15 protein-coding genes are annotated in these 18,557 nt (G+C 46.1%); 2 read left to right on the top strand and 13 right to left on the bottom strand.

Annotated features, from left to right (window positions below; translation table 11 throughout):
- Positions 1 to 67 precede the first annotated feature (67 nt).
- The 12 genes from ICN21_RS02970 to hrpA form a co-directional block, all read right to left on the bottom strand.
- On the bottom strand, positions 68 to 1,375 hold the full coding sequence (locus ICN21_RS02970) for an alpha/beta fold hydrolase (protein WP_216176595.1): 1,308 nt from the start codon (positions 1,373 to 1,375) through the stop codon (positions 68 to 70).
- Between the two features lie 75 nt (positions 1,376 to 1,450).
- Entirely contained in the window at positions 1,451 to 2,083 is a 633-nt protein-coding gene (locus tag ICN21_RS02975) for a glutathione S-transferase (RefSeq protein WP_216176596.1), read from the bottom strand.
- Positions 2,084 to 2,129: 46 nt separating this feature from the next.
- Positions 2,130 to 2,978 (bottom strand): exodeoxyribonuclease III, encoded by an 849-nt coding sequence (gene xth, locus ICN21_RS02980; RefSeq protein ID WP_216176597.1) that lies wholly within the window; start codon positions 2,976 to 2,978, stop codon positions 2,130 to 2,132.
- A complete protein-coding gene (gene ntrC / locus ICN21_RS02985) occupies positions 2,971 to 4,422 on the bottom strand; it encodes a nitrogen regulation protein NR(I) (protein WP_216176598.1) in 1,452 nt (483 codons plus the stop codon). Before ntrC ends, xth begins: the two co-directional genes overlap by 8 nt.
- Positions 4,419 to 5,540, bottom strand: a complete 1,122-nt coding sequence (gene glnL, locus ICN21_RS02990; protein WP_370624045.1) for a nitrogen regulation protein NR(II) — start codon at positions 5,538 to 5,540, stop codon at positions 4,419 to 4,421. The genes ntrC and glnL overlap by 4 nt, the downstream gene beginning before the upstream one ends.
- Before the next feature lie 26 nt (positions 5,541 to 5,566).
- The gene (gene glnA / locus ICN21_RS02995) at positions 5,567 to 6,982 is read right to left on the bottom strand and encodes a type I glutamate--ammonia ligase (protein WP_215294896.1); all 1,416 of its coding nucleotides are present in this window, start codon (positions 6,980 to 6,982) and stop codon (positions 5,567 to 5,569) included.
- A gap of 205 nt (positions 6,983 to 7,187) precedes the next feature.
- Entirely contained in the window at positions 7,188 to 8,045 is an 858-nt protein-coding gene (locus tag ICN21_RS03000; RefSeq protein WP_216176600.1) for a molybdopterin-binding protein, read from the bottom strand.
- Positions 8,038 to 8,907, bottom strand: a complete 870-nt coding sequence (locus tag ICN21_RS03005; RefSeq protein ID WP_216176602.1) for an EI24 domain-containing protein — start codon at positions 8,905 to 8,907, stop codon at positions 8,038 to 8,040. Before ICN21_RS03005 ends, ICN21_RS03000 begins: the two co-directional genes overlap by 8 nt.
- Before the next feature lie 29 nt (positions 8,908 to 8,936).
- Positions 8,937 to 9,908 (bottom strand): sterol desaturase family protein, encoded by a 972-nt coding sequence (locus ICN21_RS03010; RefSeq protein ID WP_216176604.1) that lies wholly within the window; start codon positions 9,906 to 9,908, stop codon positions 8,937 to 8,939.
- A gap of 3 nt (positions 9,909 to 9,911) precedes the next feature.
- Positions 9,912 to 10,712 carry a polysaccharide deacetylase family protein gene (locus ICN21_RS03015; RefSeq protein ID WP_216176606.1) on the bottom strand — a complete coding sequence of 267 codons (801 nt, stop codon included), beginning with the start codon at positions 10,710 to 10,712 and terminating at the stop codon, positions 9,912 to 9,914.
- 13 nt (positions 10,713 to 10,725) lie between these two features.
- Positions 10,726 to 11,670, bottom strand: a complete 945-nt coding sequence (locus tag ICN21_RS03020) for a cytochrome D1 domain-containing protein (protein WP_255534187.1) — start codon at positions 11,668 to 11,670, stop codon at positions 10,726 to 10,728.
- 146 nt (positions 11,671 to 11,816) lie between these two features.
- Complete coding sequence (hrpA, locus tag ICN21_RS03025) at positions 11,817 to 15,818, bottom strand: ATP-dependent RNA helicase HrpA (protein ID WP_216176750.1); 4,002 nt, start codon at positions 15,816 to 15,818, stop codon at positions 11,817 to 11,819.
- Between the two features lie 65 nt (positions 15,819 to 15,883).
- Here hrpA and argA point away from each other — a divergent pair, with 65 nt between their 5' ends.
- A complete protein-coding gene (gene argA, locus ICN21_RS03030) occupies positions 15,884 to 17,248 on the top strand; it encodes an amino-acid N-acetyltransferase (protein WP_216176610.1) in 1,365 nt (454 codons plus the stop codon).
- A gap of 32 nt (positions 17,249 to 17,280) precedes the next feature.
- Positions 17,281 to 17,553, top strand: a complete 273-nt coding sequence (locus ICN21_RS03035) for an oxidative damage protection protein (RefSeq protein WP_215318190.1) — start codon at positions 17,281 to 17,283, stop codon at positions 17,551 to 17,553.
- A 258-nt stretch (positions 17,554 to 17,811) separates the two neighbouring features.
- Here the strand turns inward: ICN21_RS03035 and rpiA are convergent, their stop codons facing one another.
- Positions 17,812 to 18,522 carry a ribose-5-phosphate isomerase RpiA gene (gene rpiA / locus ICN21_RS03040; RefSeq protein ID WP_216176611.1) on the bottom strand — a complete coding sequence of 237 codons (711 nt, stop codon included), beginning with the start codon at positions 18,520 to 18,522 and terminating at the stop codon, positions 17,812 to 17,814.
- Positions 18,523 to 18,557: the final 35 nt, after the last annotated feature.

Here is an 18,557-nt window from a genome sequence, read left to right on the forward strand (position 1 = left end):
AAGCACTAGGTGAATGAAAAACACCTAAGGGTGGTTTTAATAGGTAAGCTTATAGGAGCTGAAATTATTACTTTGGACTTAGTTGCGGGCATGCATTTTCTAATGGCTTACCTGCAATGCGGTCCTTCACCCAAGCAAGATACATTGGCGCTGAAACACCGGGAGTTGTAAAGTGAGATTGCTCGCCAAGTAACTGGTTTCTTCCTACATTCGCACCCATGGCGCACATCTGCTTTTGATAGAGCTCATGCATGATAGGTGGAACAGCGGTATCTTTTGTTCCCCAATAAATCACCACTGGTGCTACCGGCTTCACGGGCTTCACACTTCCATCAATAAATGCTTTTATCCATGCCAAGGAGTTACTAGCCGTAGGCTTCAAGAGGGACTTGTATTGATCTCCATAAGCAAAGTTGAAGGTATCAGCCATCACATGAACACATTTATTGCTGGCCAACCGATTAACTACTTTTGCACCTTCATCAGTCAAAATATCTGTTAATTTCAGATTAGGATTGGCGGCTTGGGCACCCCACAAGCCCATTACATAGTGCGCAAATAAAAACACATTCGGAATATTGGCCTGAGTAAATTCATTCATCAGCTTATTAGCACTCGACTCATCAGCCGGCAATTTTGGAAGCATTGCTGCTATATCATCTGGCGCCAATGCAACAAACCCAAGGTATTGCAAATTATCTGCAGCAGTACCCTTCAGAGCTTGATAGTCCGGCAGACTTGCAGCCGCAATTGTTGCTCCACCGCCTTGTGACCAGCCATAAATAATCGTCTTCTTACCAGCGCCAACTTCTTTCATAGAGCTAGCCGCTCTTGCAGAGTTTATGGCATCTCTACCATTAGTTCCAGCAACAGCATACTGGTGTTTACCGCCGCCACCTTGACCTTGATAGTCGGTAGCAACTATGACGTAGCCTTCTTTAATAAATTCCTCTACGTTTGGAATACCATAATCAGTCCATGAGTTCCCATCCATTAAGAAATACTCATTCAAAGGAGAGGTGGGATTGATAATTTGTGATGGGCCACAATTTTGAGCTGACCCTGTTGTGCCGTGAGCCCACGCCAAGATCGGCCTTCCCTCTTTGGGAGCTTGACCAATAGGGGCTACTATCAAACCCGTTGCGATCGTCTTACGTTCTGCAATATCAGAGGAAATATAGGCAATCCTCCAAGCCTGCGCACCCTTCACCGATGTTTTGATCCTTTCCTTCTTCAGGATTTGTCCCAGCTTACCCTGAGGACTCATTTTGATCACTTCCTCATAAAACGGGGGAACTGGAGGATCGGCGCATACGGTTAAAGAAAGTAATCCCAACAAGGTAGCAAGGACTAAAGAGGTAATTGATGTTTTCATAAATGCCTTATCACTACATTTTTCTATTAATAGGATGAATGCCTGTAACTATACTAAAACCTTCGCTTGATTAAGCTAAGTCTTCTTGATCTCTGAATCTGAATCAATCCAAGCTGAATGCTTCTCCATCACAGCATTAAATAAGTCTGATTGAATGTGATCGTGTAACCATTTTTTGGTATTGGGAAATGGCATTTCCTCAAAGCTTTTTGGGTTGACCATAGAAAACTGTCTGATAAACGGAAAAATAGCTACATCCACCCAAGCCATTCGGTTGCCTAACAAGTATTGATCTGACTGTAGTGCATCTTCCATAGGTTTTAACATTAGGTCTATTGCTTCACTAAGAACTTCTCCTTGATCAAGCTCAGGATATCGATTCGGATATTTATATTGGTCTAATCGTTTTTTAAAGGGGCCATCATTTTTCTCAATCCAAGATTGCGCAGCCTGCTCATCCACAGTCTTCCAGCCATCTGGATCCGATTGATCCAAAGCCCATCGCATGATATCCAAACTTTGATCAATCACTAAGTCATCCACACAAAAAACGGGTACGGTAGCTTTAGGCGATAACAGCCGCATTGATTTGGGCTTATCTCTTAAAACAATCTCTCTGTGCTCATATGGAATGCCGGCATATTTCAAGGCCATACGTGCCCTCATAGCATAAGGACATCGTCGATAAGAATACAAAATAGGCATCATGGGTTCATCACCATTCAACTTGCTTTGGATACGATGAATTCAGCTCTTACGCTTTTTTGATCTCAGCAATCACTGGGGCATGGTCTGAAGGCTGCTCCCAGGTTCTAGGCTCTTTATCAACGACGCTGGCACTACACTTTTCTTTGAGAGCATCGCTTAGCAAAATATGATCGATACGCATGCCAGCATTTCTTCTAAAGCCCATCATGCGATAGTCCCACCAACTGAATGTTTTAGGTGCTTGTTCAAACATTCTGAAGGAGTCGCTCATGCCAAGCTTCAAGAGCTCCTGAAAAGCATAACGCTCTGGAGGGGACACCAGATTCTGCCCTTCCCATGCTTTAGGGTCATGAACATCTTCATCTGCTGGAGCGATATTAAAGTCACCTAAGAGAGCCAAACGCGTATTCTGTTGCAGCTCCTGAGTAAGCCAGGTCTGTAATGAATGTAGCCAATTCAATTTGTAGGCAAACTTATCGCTATCTGGCGACTGTCCGTTTGGAAAGTAAGCTGAGATCAGTCTGATGGGTTGCATTCCAGCAAATGGAATGGTTGCAGCTAAGATGCGCTGTTGCTCATCTTCATAATCAGGAATATTTCTGGTGGGCTTTAAAAATGTAGTGGCTGCATCAGAAGCAATCGAGGCCAAAGCAGCCTTGCGCACAATAATGGCAACACCGTTGTAAGTCTTTTGACCGGCAGCGAGACTCAGATATCCCGCTGCCTCTAGCTCTTGATGGGGATACTTATCATCCGTGAGTTTGAGCTCTTGCAAACACAAGCCATCTATCGGCTGTTTCTTTTGTTCCTGATCTTGTAACCAACGAAGTACGTGTGGCAGGCGAACTTTTAAGGAATTCACATTCCACGCCGCAATTCGGATTGAATCAGTCATCTATCCCCAGTTCCTGCAATTTTCTGGTAATGGTATTACGTCCAATGCCCAAACGCTGCGCGGCTTCAACCCGACGACCCCGCGTGACCTCCAAGGCAGCTATCAACACCGCTTTCTCAAAACGTGAGCATAGTGCATCGTAAACCTCTTTATCACCATCCTGTAGCATTTTGACCGCCAAGCGACCAAGAGCACTCTCCCAATCACCAGAACTAGATTTAGCTGTTGCAGGACTGCTTGGCGACGATTCACCATGCAAGACCAGAGGCTGCTCGCTAGCCTGGGCAACAATATCTGCAGGAAGATCACCTGCACCAATGACGCTGGCTGGGGTCATCACAGTTAACCAGTGACAGAGATTCTCAAGCTGACGCACATTACCTGGAAAAGGCATCGCACTCATTTCTTTCAGAACTTCATCTGACAGTTTTTTAGACTCTACTCCTAAAGACTTTGCACAAGTGAGCATGAAGTGTCTTGCCAAAATCGGAATATCTTCACTACGCTCACGTAAGGATGGCATACGCAAACGAATGACATTAAGACGATGCATCAAATCTTCGCGAAAGAATCCTGCTGCAACTCGCTGCTCAAGATTCTGATGGGTAGATGCAATGATGCGAACATTCGCTTTAATCGGATCTTGGCCACCGAGGCGATAGAAATGACCATCGGTCAAAACACGCAAGAGTCTGGTTTGTAAGTCGAATGGTAGATCTCCAATCTCGCCTAAGAACAATGTGCCACCGTCTGCTTGCTCGAAGCGGCCCCGACGCAAGGTCTGCGCCCCTGGGAAAGCGCCACGCTCATGACCAAATAACTCTGATTCAAGCAGGTCTTTAGGAACGGCAGAAGTACTTAAGGATATAAAGGGACCTTTTGCTCTAGGGCTGTGCTTATGCAAAGCGTGGGCTACCAGCTCTTTGCCTGCACCAGACTCACCGGTGATTAAGACCGTTGCATGGGATTGCGCCAAACGACCAATCGCACGGAAGATCTCTTGCATTGCAGGTGCTTGACCAATAATCTCGGTGGATTCTTGTCTCCAAGCGCCAAGTTCCTTATTGCCTGACTCACTGCGAATACCCTGCTCTACTGCACGATGAATCAGCTCGACTGCTTTCTCGATATCAAACGGTTTGGTGAGATATTCAAATGCACCGCCTTGGAATGAAGATACCGCAGAATCTAAGTCCGAATAAGCCGTCATGATGATGACGGGCAAGTTTGGATGGCTCGCTTTGACATGTTGCAATAAATCCAAGCCATTACCGCGCGGCATGCGAATGTCAGAAATCAATACCTGCGGGGTCTCTTTTTCCAAAGCATTTAGCACATCATTTGGGTTAGAGAAGCTCTTATGCGGAATGTTTTCTCGCGCTAAGGCTTTTTCTAAAACCCAACGAATTGATTGGTCATCGTCGACGATCCAAATTGGTTTCATGATGTTTTCTCCTGCCTACGGTATGGAATTTGAATATGAAAATCGGTACGTCCAGGGCGACTTTCGCAAGCGATAAAGCCCCGGTGTTGCTGAACAAAGGTTTGCGCTAAAGTTAAACCTAAACCACTACCCCCTTCTCGCCCAGAAACTAATGGGAAGAAGATGCGTTCAATAATTTCTTCTGGAATACCAGGGCCGTTATCAATCACGTGCAGATCCATCGCTAACTTATAGCGTTGCTTCGCAATCGTGACGGAACGAGCGACCCGGGTTTTTAATTCGATTTGTGCAACACCCTGGGTGATTTCTTCAGAAAGGGCTTGGGCTGCGTTATGCACAATATTGAGTACTGCTTGTATCAATTGCTCACGATCCCCCATAACATCAGGCAAGCTAGTGTCATAGTTACGAATAATCCTTAAACCCTTAGGGAACTCTGCCAACACCAAACTCCGCACTCGCTCCAGTGCTTCATGCACATTGAAGGCTTCCATGACATGGGCCTTGCGGTGAGGTGCTAAAAGACGATCTACTAAAGTTTGTAGACGATCAGACTCTTTGATAATGACCTGCGTGTATTCATGCAAACCTTTTTCAGACAACTCAAACTCCAAGAGCTGAGCTGCCCCACGAATACCACCTAATGGGTTTTTAATCTCATGTGCCAAATTGCGCATGAGCTGTTTATTAGCTTCGACTTGCTGCGTCACACGCTCATCGCGTTCACTACGCAGCTGCTGATCAATGGGGAACCATTCCATCATGATTAAAACGGGATCTTCTAAGGCCGCGATTACCACGTGAGCTGGAATAGAATCTTGGTGAATACTTCCTGGCAAGGAATGCAAGACCATCTCTTGGCGTTGAGCCGATACATGGCCGAGCTTCACTTCGGTAATCATGCTATTCAGAGCAGTGTTATCGCCAAATAAGTCGAACACAGATTGACCCTCAAGTGATTTACGCGAGAGATCCAAAGCTGACTCGGCAGCCGGATTCACATAAACCAATTGTTGGTTCTCCGCCTCAAAAACCACGATGGCATTGGGCATCTGATCGAGCAATGTCGGAAAAAAAGGAGCAGCCGAAGCTGCTCCCTTGAACGAATTGCGCAACAAACCTGCGCTCAAGTTCTTTCCTTCGCTTACAGGGAGTAATACATATCAAATTCGATTGGATGGGTAGTCATACGGAAACGTGTGACATCTTCCATCTTCAAATTGATATAGGCATCAATCATAGACTCTGTAAATACACCACCGCGGGTCAAGAACTCATGATCTTTTTCGAGTGCTGCCAAAGCTTCTTCCAAGCTTGCGCAAACGGTTGGGATCTTTGCATCTTCTTCTGGTGGCAAGTCATACAAGTTTTTGTCAGCAGCTTCACCTGGGTGAATCTTATTCTGGACGCCGTCCAAACCAGCCATCAACAAGGCCGAGAATGCCAAGTATGGGTTTGCTAATGGATCTGGGAAACGGGTTTCGATACGACGACCCTTAGGACTTGGAACGTGTGGAATACGAATAGAAGCAGAACGGTTGCGTGCTGAGTATGCCAACTTTACTGGAGCTTCAAAGCCTGGAACCAAACGCTTATATGAGTTTGTACCTGGGTTAGTAATAGCGTTCAATGCTTTAGCGTGCTTAATGATGCCGCCGATGTAGTAGAGCGCAAACTCTGACAAACCTGCGTAACCATTACCAGCAAACAAGTTTTCGCCATTCTTCCAAACAGATTGGTGCACGTGCATACCAGAACCGTTATCACCCACTACTGGCTTAGGCATGAAGGTTGCAGTCTTGCCATAAGCATGAGCAACATTTTGTACTACATACTTTTGCCAGATAGTCCAGTCAGCACGTTGAGTCAATGTGCTGAACTTAGTACCCAATTCGTTTTGACCTTGACCAGCAACTTCATGGTGGTGAACTTCAACCGGTATGCCCAATGATTCGAGAATCAAACACATTTCAGAACGCATATCTTGGAATGTATCTACTGGAGCAACTGGGAAGTAGCCGCCTTTTTTACCTGGACGGTGACCAGTGTTACCACCTTCAACTTCAAGGCCTGATGACCATGGCGCTTCTTCGGAATCAATCTTCACGAAGCAGCCCTGCATGTCAGCACCCCAACGCACGCCATCAAAAATAAAGAACTCTGGCTCTGGACCAAAGTAAGCTGCATCACCTAAACCAGAACTCTTCAAATACGCTTCAGCACGCTTTGCAATAGAACGTGGATCACGGTCATAGCCTTTGCCATCTGATGGCTCGATCACATCACATGTGATTACCAAGGTAGGCTCTTCATAGAATGGGTCGATATAGCAAGCAGTTGGATCTGGCATCAACAACATATCAGAAGCTTCAATACCCTTCCAACCAGCGATAGAGGAGCCGTCAAAGGCATGACCACTCTCAAATTTATCTTCGTTAAAAGCAGAGATAGGAACACTCGTATGTTGCTCTTTACCCTTTGTATCTACAAAGCGGAAATCAACGAAAGTACATTCTTTCTCTTTAACTAACTTCATCACATCAGCGACGGTCTTCGTCATGCAAATCTCCTCTATAAACAAAACTCGGAATTCAAACCTAAGGCATACACCCTTGTTCATTCCAGGCATCTACATGCCTATTGGATGTATCTAATTTACTGAAGCAAACAACAGGGAATCTTCATTATTGCACTAATTAAGTGCTTGATTAGCTCTTTGATCGACTCTAAAAAGGATATGTGCACTACTTTAGTGCAAAATTGACTTAAGAAATTTCATGAATCTCATAGCCAAGCTCTTGGGTGCCCGCTCTTAGGGCAATCCACGCATTTTCTAATAAATTGGCATTGCCCTTGATACCCAATTCAATATGCCGCTGGGCATATACACCGCCCTTAGTAGCATCACCCACAGACGGCAGGCTAAAGACCTTCACGCCTGGGAAGTTAGCTTCTATGCGTTCCATCAGCGGGGTTAAGGTGGACTCAATACCCTTGGGCACAATGAAACTTTGTTCTGCCCAGTTTTCTTGATGAAAGAGATCTTGGTAATGGGTATCCAGACACCAAGCCATCATGGGAGCGGCCATCACCGGAAAGCCCGGAACAAAATGATGTTCCCGAATCCGAAAGCCAGGGATCTGGTTATAGGGATTTGGGATGATGTCACTGCCCAGTGGAAACTCACCCATCTTGAAGCGGTGTTGATTTTCTGGAGTATTCAAATCGGCTTTGATTGGATCACCCTCTGCCATAGACTGAATGCGACCAGCAATGAGCTCTTGCGCCTTCGGATGCAATGCGGTTTTTGTACCTAGTGCTAACGCAGCACATTGGCGCGTATGATCGTCTGGAGTCGCACCAATACCGCCCGTACTAAACACCACATCGCCGCTGGCAAAACTTTGCTTGAGGGTTGCTGTAATTTGCTCTGAATCATCGGCAACATACTTTGCCCACGAAAGACTCAAGCCCCGTTCATTGAGGAGTTCAATGAGCTTACTCATGTGCTTATCTTGACGACGACCTGACAAGATCTCGTCGCCGATCACGATTAAGCCAAATCGTCTTGTGACCCCCTCTGTCGAGGCATCCACTGCTACTGTTTTGATGACATCATCCATGGTATGGAAGTTCCGAATCTACTAAGCGGGTTTCTACTGTTAATGATTTTTCTAATTCTTCTTGTCTCAGCGTTTGCAGCGCATCTAATAGAAAATGGCTAAACCATAAAGCAGCAAACACAAAAATGAGAGAGTACACCCAAAGGGCTACAAAACTCACTACTGGAAACAATACCAAGGCTAACGCAGAAGTAGCCCAGAAGAATGTGGGTACAGCGCCGAGCATGCCCGAGATCACACCCATAGTGAGTAATGACCATCGATATTTTTCTATTAGAAGATCGCGCTCTTCGGTGCTGGCATGCTTAGCTAAGACATCATATGACATGAGGCGCATTGTCAACCAACCCCATAAGAGCGGTGGTAACACAGCTACGAGCGGAGGAACCCACCACACTGGCAAGGTCAGCATCACTAACACTAAACAGATCAGCGCAGACCATAAGGTATACATCAAGCTACCAAAGAGTCCACCGCCACGCTTTGCTTCCAAACCATGATATGCAGATTGTCGAGCTACGATCCTAACAATTGCTGGCACGGTTGAGAAGGCGATAAACACTAAGAGGCTGATCGTGATCAGAGGAATGATCAACATGACAAAAAATAGTGGCGCGATCCAAGCTCTGGCATTTTCAAAGCCAGCCCAAATCAGACCTTCCTGGATCCAGCTCGTGAACATGGAAGTCGTGAGGAAAATGCTCAAGGCTTCCAGCGCCGGGGTCCAAGCAAGCCAAATGAGACTACCCCATACAACAGAAACAATCAGAAATGGTCGCAGACTGAGCCACAGCATGCGTGGATGCATCGTTCCCACCAGTGCAAGTCCAAACGATTTAAATACTTGCTGCAATCCAACCATAAAACTCCTATGACATACCTTGGGTATGTTTACTTTGGTAATAACTCTCTGAATGCGTGTACCAAACACTGCCACTGCTGAGTAATGACATTTTGAGAAACTGTTAAGTTTCGCACGCCTGTGGGATAAACCGTCTTAGGAAAAATCGCCGTCCTAAATAACATATCCCACCAGGGAAAAAGAATGCCAAAGTTACAGCCGCCCAGCACTCCAGGCTTACCAATGGCTTCATGACCATAACCCACGGCATGATGCATGCGGTGATACATCGGTGAAATCAAGAGATAGCGCGCAGGTCCTAAGTGAATCTTGATATTGGCATGCTGCCAACTTTGAATAAATTGGCTCAGTGCCACGAGTGCAATAAATTGACCAGGAGATACTCCAAACAAGAGTGCAAAAAATGCCATAAATACTGCACGCATGATGTCGTCTAACAGATGATTACGATTATCAGACCAAGCCGTCATTACTGTTTGACTGTGATGCAAAGCATGCAACTGCCACCACCAGTTAAACGAGTGGGCTGCACGATGGTAAAGATAATCGACAAAGTCAAGCAAGATCAGATAAAGCAGAAAGCTCACCACTGGTATCGAGGTAACTCCAGGCCACCAAGACTCTACATTGAAACGATCAAACCGAAAATCGTGCAAGATCGAATCGACCTCAAAGAAAAATCCAGATAAGACAATGAAGATCAAGCCATGAAAAATCCCCAGCCGATGAAACAAGGTGTAGAAAACATCCGCCTTGCTTGCAATAGCAAAGCGATCTTGCGCTTCTGCAGGATGAAAGCGTTCCCAAGTGCGGAGCACAACCATGATAAGAAAGATTTGAATACAGCCAAACAGAAACCAATCCATGCCATCAAATACATCCTCGGCCCACGACATCAGATCAAATTGATACAACAATGGCCCTACCAGGGTCGAAAAAATCCACTCTTGTAGACTGCCATAGGCGTTTGAGATTGCAGAGGTGATAAAGTTTAAATCCATGCTTTATTTTGACTGATCTGCAGATTTTTTGTGCGCCGCGGGCAATAGACCAAAACAAAAGCCGCGTTGCTTCAGATTAATGATCAATTGCTCTAGCACTGCGGGTGCCCAGGGATCTTTTCTGGACCAAATACCAAGGTGCGCCATCGTGATGTCGCCATCCTGAATATCATGACTCGCCTTCTGCAAGAGTCCAGCATTAGGGTACTTATCAGAAGGAAGCTCATCTCCCAAGAAACCAGCGGGGGCCCAGCCAATGTGTTGATAGCCACACATCTCCCCCATCCGGATCAAAGTTGGTGAGGTTTTACCTCCAGGAGCACGCCAGATTTTTTGCAATGGTTGATTCGTCATCTCTTGGAAGCGTTGATCTACTCTGCGAATTTCCTTGCACATCGCGGCTTCGTTATAAAGCACCGTCACGCCAGCTTTAGGTCCAAATTGTGACTTTTCAAAAACCTCACCTTTGGGGCCGTCTTTGACAAAATATAGATGGTCGTATGTGTGACTACCAAAGTGATGACCTTCTTTGGCCAGTTCTTGCCAGAAGGGTTTCCAGGCATCGTCTAATGCAAAATCACCACGATAGGTTTTTTCATTCGCCAGAAAAAAAGTGGCTTTGATATTTTGACGCTTCAAAATCTCATCAACCTGATGCGCAACTGACATATTGCCAGTATCAAATGTTAAATAAACTGTCTTGTTGCAACTGGATGTCTGTGCGCTAGAGCCGAATGAAAAACAGCCGAGCAAGAGCGCGGCTGTTAGATAAACGATGCGGTAAACGATGTGATTACGTTTCATCACAGAACTCCCCTTACTCCCATGAAGCCCTAGGGTAGAAAAATACACCGTGAGGAGATCTTCCCACTGGGATGACGCTCACCAACTTCATCGTGGGTATATCAATTACCCCCGCTTTTTTTGCAAAACGAAAAGTTACCCACAGACTTTTGCCATCAGGAGTAATTTCCATATCATCTGGACCAGACGGAAGACCAGTAATATCACTCTCCTTCTCGAGAGTTTGCATATTGATCAAGCTGATCGTAGAAGCAATGCGGTTGCTTACAAAGACATACTTTTTATCCCCTAAAGGACGGAAGTTATGTGCACCCTTGCCGGTATAAATTCGCTTAACTTCCTTGCGAGCTTTCCAGTCAATCACTTGTACGAAATCTTCGCCGGTAATACCAACCAAAAGATATTGGTCGCCAGGTGTCATCCACAAACCTGCGGGCACTTTGCCAGTTGGCATCACCCACAATATATTTTGAGTTTCAAGATCAATCGCTGCCAGTTCATTAGAGTCTTGCAATGTGATGAAGGCAATTTTGCTATCCGCAGTAAATGCAATATGACTTGGAGTCTTTCCCAACTTTACGGTCTTGGATAATTTCAGATCAGCGCCATTCGCTGCATATATATCAACGCGATCTAATCGATTGCCATTGGCTACAAACCATTTGTGGTTTGGAGAGTAGCCAATTTGGTATGGGTCAATAATATTGGGCATACGCCCAGTGATTTCACCGCTCACAGGATTCATCAACACGACATCGTTACCTGCGGCATTGGCAACCAATAAAGTTTTTTGATCAGGCGTCATCATCAAGTGATGCGGCTCTTTGCCAATATAGGTGGTTTTAATAACACGGCGACTTGGCATATCTATCAAACTCACCGTAGCTTCACCTGAATTAAGAACCACTGCTAGTTTAGGTTGTGCCGGTAATACTGGCACCACTCCAGTTGCGGACATTTCAGCGAATGCTGGATAGGGTATTGAAGCAAAGGCAACTGAAACGGCAATAGTGCGAAAAGCTCTAATCTTGATAAATTTGTGCATAAACCACATTGTAAGCAATGGAGAGAGTCAAAAGACCCCTAATAAGCGGTGGAATTGATCTAGCGCAAGCTCGCCAAAACTTTTTCCAAGCGCTTTAGGGACATTGGGGTCGGTGTTTTGAGCTCCTGGGCATATAAGGCCACCCTGAGCTCCTCTAATTGCCAACGAAAATCAGCTAAAGCCTGATCTTCACTCATAGCATATGCAGCTGTACCTTTACTCCCCTGAAGGAGTTTTTGCCATGGTCTTGCCACTGATTCCCAGTCTTTTTGACATTGAGCATCCCTAGAGGGATTGGCACGCATCTTATCAATGCGCATTGCAATCGCTTTTAAATATCGTGGCAAATGGACTAATTGCGCATAGGGAATGTCAGCTACAAATTTGGGAAAGATGAGAGCCTGTACTTGCAACTGAATATCAGCATAAGCACTGGATGATGCTGCTTTGGCTTGGGCCATCTTCTTTTGCAAATCTGCATAAGCTTGCAAAGCAGCCAAAGCATGACGAGAAATCTCTTGGGCAATTAGTGCCAGTCTGGGTTTACCTGCTTGCATTCGGTCGGCAAACTGTTCAGCATTATTTGGCAGAGGCTCAGTCATGAACGCGCGCTCAATCGCCAGATTAAGTATCTGATCGATCAAGCCTTCAACTGATCCAACATTGATAAACAGCAATCCGAGCTCGCGAATACCGGGCAACTGTTTTTGCAATGCTTTCAGCGTATCTTTATTGCCCAGGGCAAATAGACGACGTAATCCTTGTATATGTTGCTTTCGAGCCTCCAGCAAATCATCGAATACCTCGAGATCGCAGTATTCGCCACGATCAATCAGCGCCGGATATCCAAATAAAGTTTTATTGCCTTTTTGAATCTCTAAGGTTTCAGGCAACTCTCCAAACTCCCAGCTTCGATAGCCACTCTGCTCGACCTTCCTAGCTCCATCTGGTTGAATGCTTGCTTTAGACTTAGCGCTGGCTTGGGACAACGGCTCAATCCCCAGTTCTGCTTGAGCTACTTCCTGAGCAACTGCCTGAAAGGCATCGCGGGCAGTCTGTCCATATTCTGATCGTAAGCGCGCTAAGTTACGCTCTACTTCTAACTGACGTCCATGCTCATCAATTAAACGAAAGTTCATCGATGAATGAAGCGGCAAGGCCTCGGGTCTGAAATCAGTTCTTTTGATTTCTAGACCACGCTCTTTGCGAATGTCATTGATGAGTTGATCGAGAAAATCACCCACTCCAAATTGCTGTGCCTCAAGCTTTCGCTCTAAATACGATTTTGCATAGTCTGGTAATGGCACACAATGACGCCGAATTTTTTGTGGCAAGGTTTTTAGTAAGAGCAGAATTTTATCCTCACACATACCGGGCACTAACCATTCACAACGACGACCATCCACTTGGTTGAGTTGTGCCAAGGGAACTACTAAGGTCACTCCATCTTTGGGGCTACCGGGCTCAAAGTGATAAGTTAAATTGAGCTCTGCTCCACCGACCTTCATTACTTTGGGATAGCGATCTACGGTAATCCCTGCCGCTTCATGGCGCATGAGGTCAGCTTTTTCTAAACGAAGCTGTGTATCGAGGTCAGGAATCTTTTTGAGACAGGCCCTGAGATCTTCTCGATTGCAAATACCTTTAGGAATACGGGATTCATAAAAAGCAAAGAGCAAATCGTCATCTACCAAAACATCGGGGCGACGTGAGCGGTGCTCAAGCGCTTCGATTTCTTTAATCAGGCGCCGGTTATGCCAAAAAAACCCAAACGTACCAGGATATTTTTTCTTAGCGTCTGCTTCGGTCTCGCGTTGCAGTGCTGATGTATCCATGCGCCCAAACATTTCTTCTTGGACAAGCGCTTGGAGAATAAATAATTCACGGGCTTCTGCAAAATTATGTGGCTCATAGCGTACCCGGCGTCCGTGATAGATCGGCAAGCCATACAAGGTGCCACGCTCAAATGCTAGTACCTCACCCTGGCGGTTATCCCAAAAGGGGTCGCTCAAGGATTTAATGAGTCGATGAGCCGCTACTTTTTCTACCCATTGCGGCTCTATCTTGGCAATCGTGCGAGCATACATGCGAGTGGTCTCCTGCAACTCACCAGCCAAGATCCAAGCACCGGCTTTTTTACCAATGGTCGAACCAGGCCAAATAAAGGGACGAATACCTCTAGCCCCAACATAACCACCTGTCTTGCTATTACGGTCTTGTGATTTTTCATCCTCCTCTTTTTTAGCCACATAGCCTAATAAGCCAGTAAGTAAAGAGAGATGAACTTGTTCATAGGTTGCAGCGAGGCTATTGTCTTTCCAGCCCTTTTCGCCGAGCATGATATGCAACTGACCATGAACATCACGCCATTCACGCAAGCGACGAGGCGATAGAAATTTACTGCGACACAGATTTTCTAACTGTCGATTACTATGTTTATGCTGTAAGGCGTCCTGATACCAATCCCAGAGTTTCACAAAACTCAAAAACTCAGAGCGTTCATCCGCAAACTGCAAGTGCGCCTGATCCGCTGCAGCCCCTTGGTCCATGGGACGTTCACGTGGATCTTGTGTAGCCAAGGCGGAGGCAATGATGGTGACTTCTCTCAACGCATTCTGCTCTTTAGCAGCCAAGAGCATTCTGCCAATACGAGGATCTAGCGGCAAATCAGCTAACTGTTTACCAATCTGCGTTAGCTTAAAACTATGATTGATATCCTTACCATCGCCAACTTGAGCATCATCAAACTCTATTGCGCCAAGCTCATCTAGAAGTTGTACGCCATCAGCAATCGCTCTACCCAATGGCTTATCAATGAATGGAAAGTGTTGAATTTTGGATAAGCGTAGTGAGCTCATCCGCAGCAATACTGCAGCTAGTGAACTGCGTAAAATTTCAGGATCAGTAAATTTTGGACGACTTTGATAATCCTGCTCGCTATAGAGGCGCACACAGATACCATCCGATACACGGCCACAACGCCCCGCTCTCTGATTAGCCGCCGCTTGTGAAATAGGCTCAATCTGCAACTGCTCTACTTTATTACGATAGGAATAGCGCTTCACTCTTGCTAAACCACTATCAATCACGTAACGAATATTAGGAACAGTCAAAGAAGTCTCAGCAACGTTGGTTGTCAAAATAATGCGACGACCGTTTCCAGGGCTAAAGACTCTCTCTTGCTCGGCCACAGATTGACGTGCAAACAAGCTCAGCACTTCTGGATGAAAGCGTTGCTGCAAGACATGGTCTTTACGCAGTGTTTCAGCACAATCTCGTATCTCACGCTCGCCTGGCAAAAAAACTAAAACGTCTCCTGCGCCTGCAGCACCCTCTCGCCAGACCTTGGTAATTTCTTCGGCGACTGCATCTGGAATTTCTTTTGCTGTCTTAGATTCTTTCTTGCCATCAGGTTTTGAATCTGGTTCGAGCGGTGAATATCTTTGCTCTACCGGAAACAACCTGCCGCTCACCTCAATCACCGGTGCTACTTTGCCATTGGTGGCAAAGTGCTCAGAAAATCGCTGGGCATCAATTGTGGCTGAGGTAATGATGAGTTTGAGATCGGGCCGCTTGGGCAATAACTGCCTTAAATAGCCTAATAAGAAATCAATATTTAAGCTACGTTCATGTGCCTCATCGATGATGAGCGTGTCATAAGCTTTGAGTTGTGGGTCGCGCTGCGTCTCGGCCAACAAGATGCCATCTGTCATCAGCTTAATGGAAGCGGTGTTGCTGGTCTTATCAGCAAAGCGCACTTGGTAACCCACATCTTGACCAATGGGCGAAGCAAGCTCTTGGGCGATCCGCTTGGCAGTAGCGGTGGCAGCAATCCGTCGTGGCTGGGTATGGCCAATGAGTTTGCCACCATTGATCGTGCCACGCCCTAGGTCTAAGCAGATCTTTGGTAGCTGGGTGGTCTTGCCTGAGCCTGTCTCGCCGCACACAATGACCACCTGATGGCTTTGCAAGGCATCCTTGATGATCTGACGTTGACCAGAGACCGGCAATTCTTCCGGAAAGCGGATTTCAAGCTTGCGTCCGGTGTTGGAAGCAGGCACAGGCTTGGAGCTGGGTTTGGGTTTTTGTTGGTTTATAGGCTCTTGCACCCTATAATTTTCTCACTATGCCGACAAATGCACCAAACCAGGCCTCAACCGCCGAAGAATCTACCTCCAACTTCCCCTTCGTAGGGTGGTTGCGCGATGTTGCACCCTACATTCATAGCTTCCGCGAAAAGACCTTTGTGATCGCCTTCGCTGGCGAGCTTGTTCAAGAAATTGGTCTTGAGAATCTCATCGAAGATATTGCGATGTTGCATGCCATGGGTATGCGAATCGTTTTGGTTCACGGCATTCGTCCACAGATTGAAGAGCAGCTCATGCTGCGCAAAATTAAGAGTAAGTTTGGCAAGAGCGCCATGAATAGCTACCGAATTACCGATGCTGCTGCTCTAGAGTGCGTGAAAGAAGCTGCCGGAGAATTGCGTCTCGATATTGAAGCGGCATTTAGCCGTGGTTTACCAAACACTCCGATGGCAGGCTCTCGTATCTCTGTTATCTCTGGTAACTTTATTACAGCGATGCCAGTGGGCGTTGTCGAAGGGGTTGATTACATCCATACCGGCTTAGTGCGTAAAGTGGATTCCACTTCAATTAAGTTATCACTCGATAGCAACAAGATTGTGTTGCTCTCTCCGTTAGGCTTCTCACCTACAGGTCAAGCCTTTAACTTAGCTTACGAAGATGTAGCAGCTTCTACTGCTGCAGCGCTCAAAGCGGATAAGTTGATTTTCTTAAGTCCATATGAAGGTCTACACGATGCTGAAGGTGATCTGATTACAGAACTCTCCTTGCCTCAGTTGCAAGACTATATGGTAGAGAACAAAAATCTCGACGTTGGCATGAAGAGTTTGCTCAATATCTCTGGTAGAGCGATTCGTTCCGGGGTGAGTCGGGTTCACTTCTTGCCCTGCAACCAGGATGGCGCCCTATTGGAGGAGCTCTTTACCCACGACGGTATTGGCATGATGCTGGCCTCTTCTGATATTGAGAATTTACGCGAAGCCAATCAAGATGATGTCGGTGGTATCTTGCAACTCACTATGCCGCTAGAAGAAGAAGGGATCTTGGCTGCCCGCGGTCAAGACGTGATTGAGCGTGACATTCAGCGCTTCTCAGTGATTGAGCATGACCGCGTACTCTTCGGCTGTGCTGCCCTGTTCCCATTCCCCAATGGTGTTGGTGAATTAGCCTGTCTTGTAGTAGATCCTGATGTGCAAGGCTCCGGTGATGGCGAGCGTTTGCTAAAACGGGTTGAGATGCGTGCTAAACAAGAAGGCATTAAAAAATTATTTGTTCTGACGACGAGAACAGAGCATTGGTTTCTGAAGCGGGGCTTTAAAAGGGCCACGGTGGATGACCTGCCAGAAGAAAGAAAGCAAATTTATAACTGGGACCGTAAGTCCATGGTTTTAACTAAAGATCTATAAGAACAAAGAGATACATAAGAAAGGCACTACAGATGGTACGGATGGTTGAATGCATCAAACTCAATAAAGAGGCAGAAGGCTTGGATTTCGCTCCACTTCCTGGTGACTTAGGCAAAAAGATTTGGAATCAAGTTTCTAAAGAAGCTTGGGCTGCTTGGTTAAAGCATCAAACTATGCTCATTAATGAAAATCGCCTCAATATGGCAGATCCACGTGCACGCCAGTACCTCTTAAAGCAAGTAGAAAAATACTTCTTTGAAGGTGGTGCAGATATGGCACAAGGCTATGTACCGCCTGCCGAATAAGTATTGCAATACAGCAAAAATAAATTTCTATAAATGCAGTTTCTGTTGTTGACACAGTAAAAGTACAGGCATAGGATGTAATCGTAGTGAGACAGATGTAGTGTCTTGCTGCATTGGCGAAAGCCACTTCAAAATGAGCGCATCTATGCGCTCATAGGCTAAGGAACTAAATACCTTCCGAGTGCCTGCGCCATGCAAACCATGGCAAACAACCCGATGGGGATGCCCCGTCGGGTTTTTTTATTTCCTCTTTACGGATTAGAGTGCGATGCGGCTAACACCAGACGCGTTGCTGACCAGCAAGACGTTGGCTTTCTCTTTAGCAAATAAGCCGACCGTAATCACGCCAGCCATTTGATTGATCTGAGACTCCATAGTGATGGGATCAGCAATGTGCAAACCAGCGACATCCAAAATCCAAGCGCTGTTATCGGTCACAAAGGGCTCGCTTGGAGTTTGATTGAGGTCAGAGCGAGTATGTTTAGCTAAGCGCAAAGTCACCTTGCCGCCAAGCTTTTCCAGCTCTCTACTGACAATACCTTTGGCTAGCGGAATGATTTCGACTGGGAGAGCAAAATTACCAAGTACCGGAACCTGTTTAGAAGAGTCGCAAATGCAAATAAATTGCTTTGCCATGGAGGCAATAATTTTTTCGCGAGTCAGCGCACCACCCCCACCTTTAATCATATGGCCAGCAGGATCAATTTCATCGGCACCATCGACATAGGCTGGCAGACTGAGTACATCATTAGGGTCGAGTACCTTAAAACCATGCTTTAGCAATCGCTCAGTCGTAGCATTGGAGCTAGAAACAGTTCCGGAAAAATGATCCTTATGTGGAGCTAAGGCATCAATAAAGCAATTAGCGGTCGAACCTGTTCCTACACCCAAGATTTGTCCAGCGGGTAGCTTTAGTACCTCGTCTCGAGCAGCTTCGCCCACCATTTGCTTGAGTTGATCCTGATTCATATATCCACCAAACACCTTTACTAGAACTGAGTGAT

Origin of the sequence: Polynucleobacter sp. AP-Feld-500C-C5, assembly GCF_018882265.1 — a bacterium.
In the GTDB taxonomy this organism is placed as follows: Bacteria; Pseudomonadota; Gammaproteobacteria; order Burkholderiales; family Burkholderiaceae; genus Polynucleobacter.

Bases quoted from the DNA above. Each gene is read 5' to 3' on its own strand.
- ICN21_RS03015 (WP_216176606.1), bottom strand. From the start codon at position 10,712: ATGAAACGTAATCACATCGTTTACCGCATCGTTTATCTAACAGCCGCG.
- ntrC (WP_216176598.1), bottom strand. From the start codon at position 4,422: ATGAAACCAATTTGGATCGTCGACGATGACCAATCAATTCGTTGGGTT.
- rpiA (WP_216176611.1), bottom strand. From the start codon at position 18,522: ATGAATCAGGATCAACTCAAGCAAATGGTGGGCGAAGCTGCTCGAGAC.
- ICN21_RS02975 (WP_216176596.1), bottom strand. From the start codon at position 2,083: ATGATGCCTATTTTGTATTCTTATCGACGATGTCCTTATGCTATGAGG.
- argA (WP_216176610.1), top strand. From the start codon at position 15,884: ATGCCGACAAATGCACCAAACCAGGCCTCAACCGCCGAAGAATCTACC.
- ICN21_RS03000 (WP_216176600.1), bottom strand. From the start codon at position 8,045: ATGGATGATGTCATCAAAACAGTAGCAGTGGATGCCTCGACAGAGGGG.
- ICN21_RS03035 (WP_215318190.1), top strand. From the start codon at position 17,281: ATGGTACGGATGGTTGAATGCATCAAACTCAATAAAGAGGCAGAAGGC.
- xth (WP_216176597.1), bottom strand. From the start codon at position 2,978: ATGACTGATTCAATCCGAATTGCGGCGTGGAATGTGAATTCCTTAAAA.
- glnA (WP_215294896.1), bottom strand. From the start codon at position 6,982: ATGACGAAGACCGTCGCTGATGTGATGAAGTTAGTTAAAGAGAAAGAA.
- ICN21_RS03005 (WP_216176602.1), bottom strand. From the start codon at position 8,907: ATGGTTGGATTGCAGCAAGTATTTAAATCGTTTGGACTTGCACTGGTG.
- ICN21_RS03010 (WP_216176604.1), bottom strand. From the start codon at position 9,908: ATGGATTTAAACTTTATCACCTCTGCAATCTCAAACGCCTATGGCAGT.
- ICN21_RS02970 (WP_216176595.1), bottom strand. From the start codon at position 1,375: ATGAAAACATCAATTACCTCTTTAGTCCTTGCTACCTTGTTGGGATTA.
- ICN21_RS03020 (WP_255534187.1), bottom strand. From the start codon at position 11,670: ATGTCCGCAACTGGAGTGGTGCCAGTATTACCGGCACAACCTAAACTA.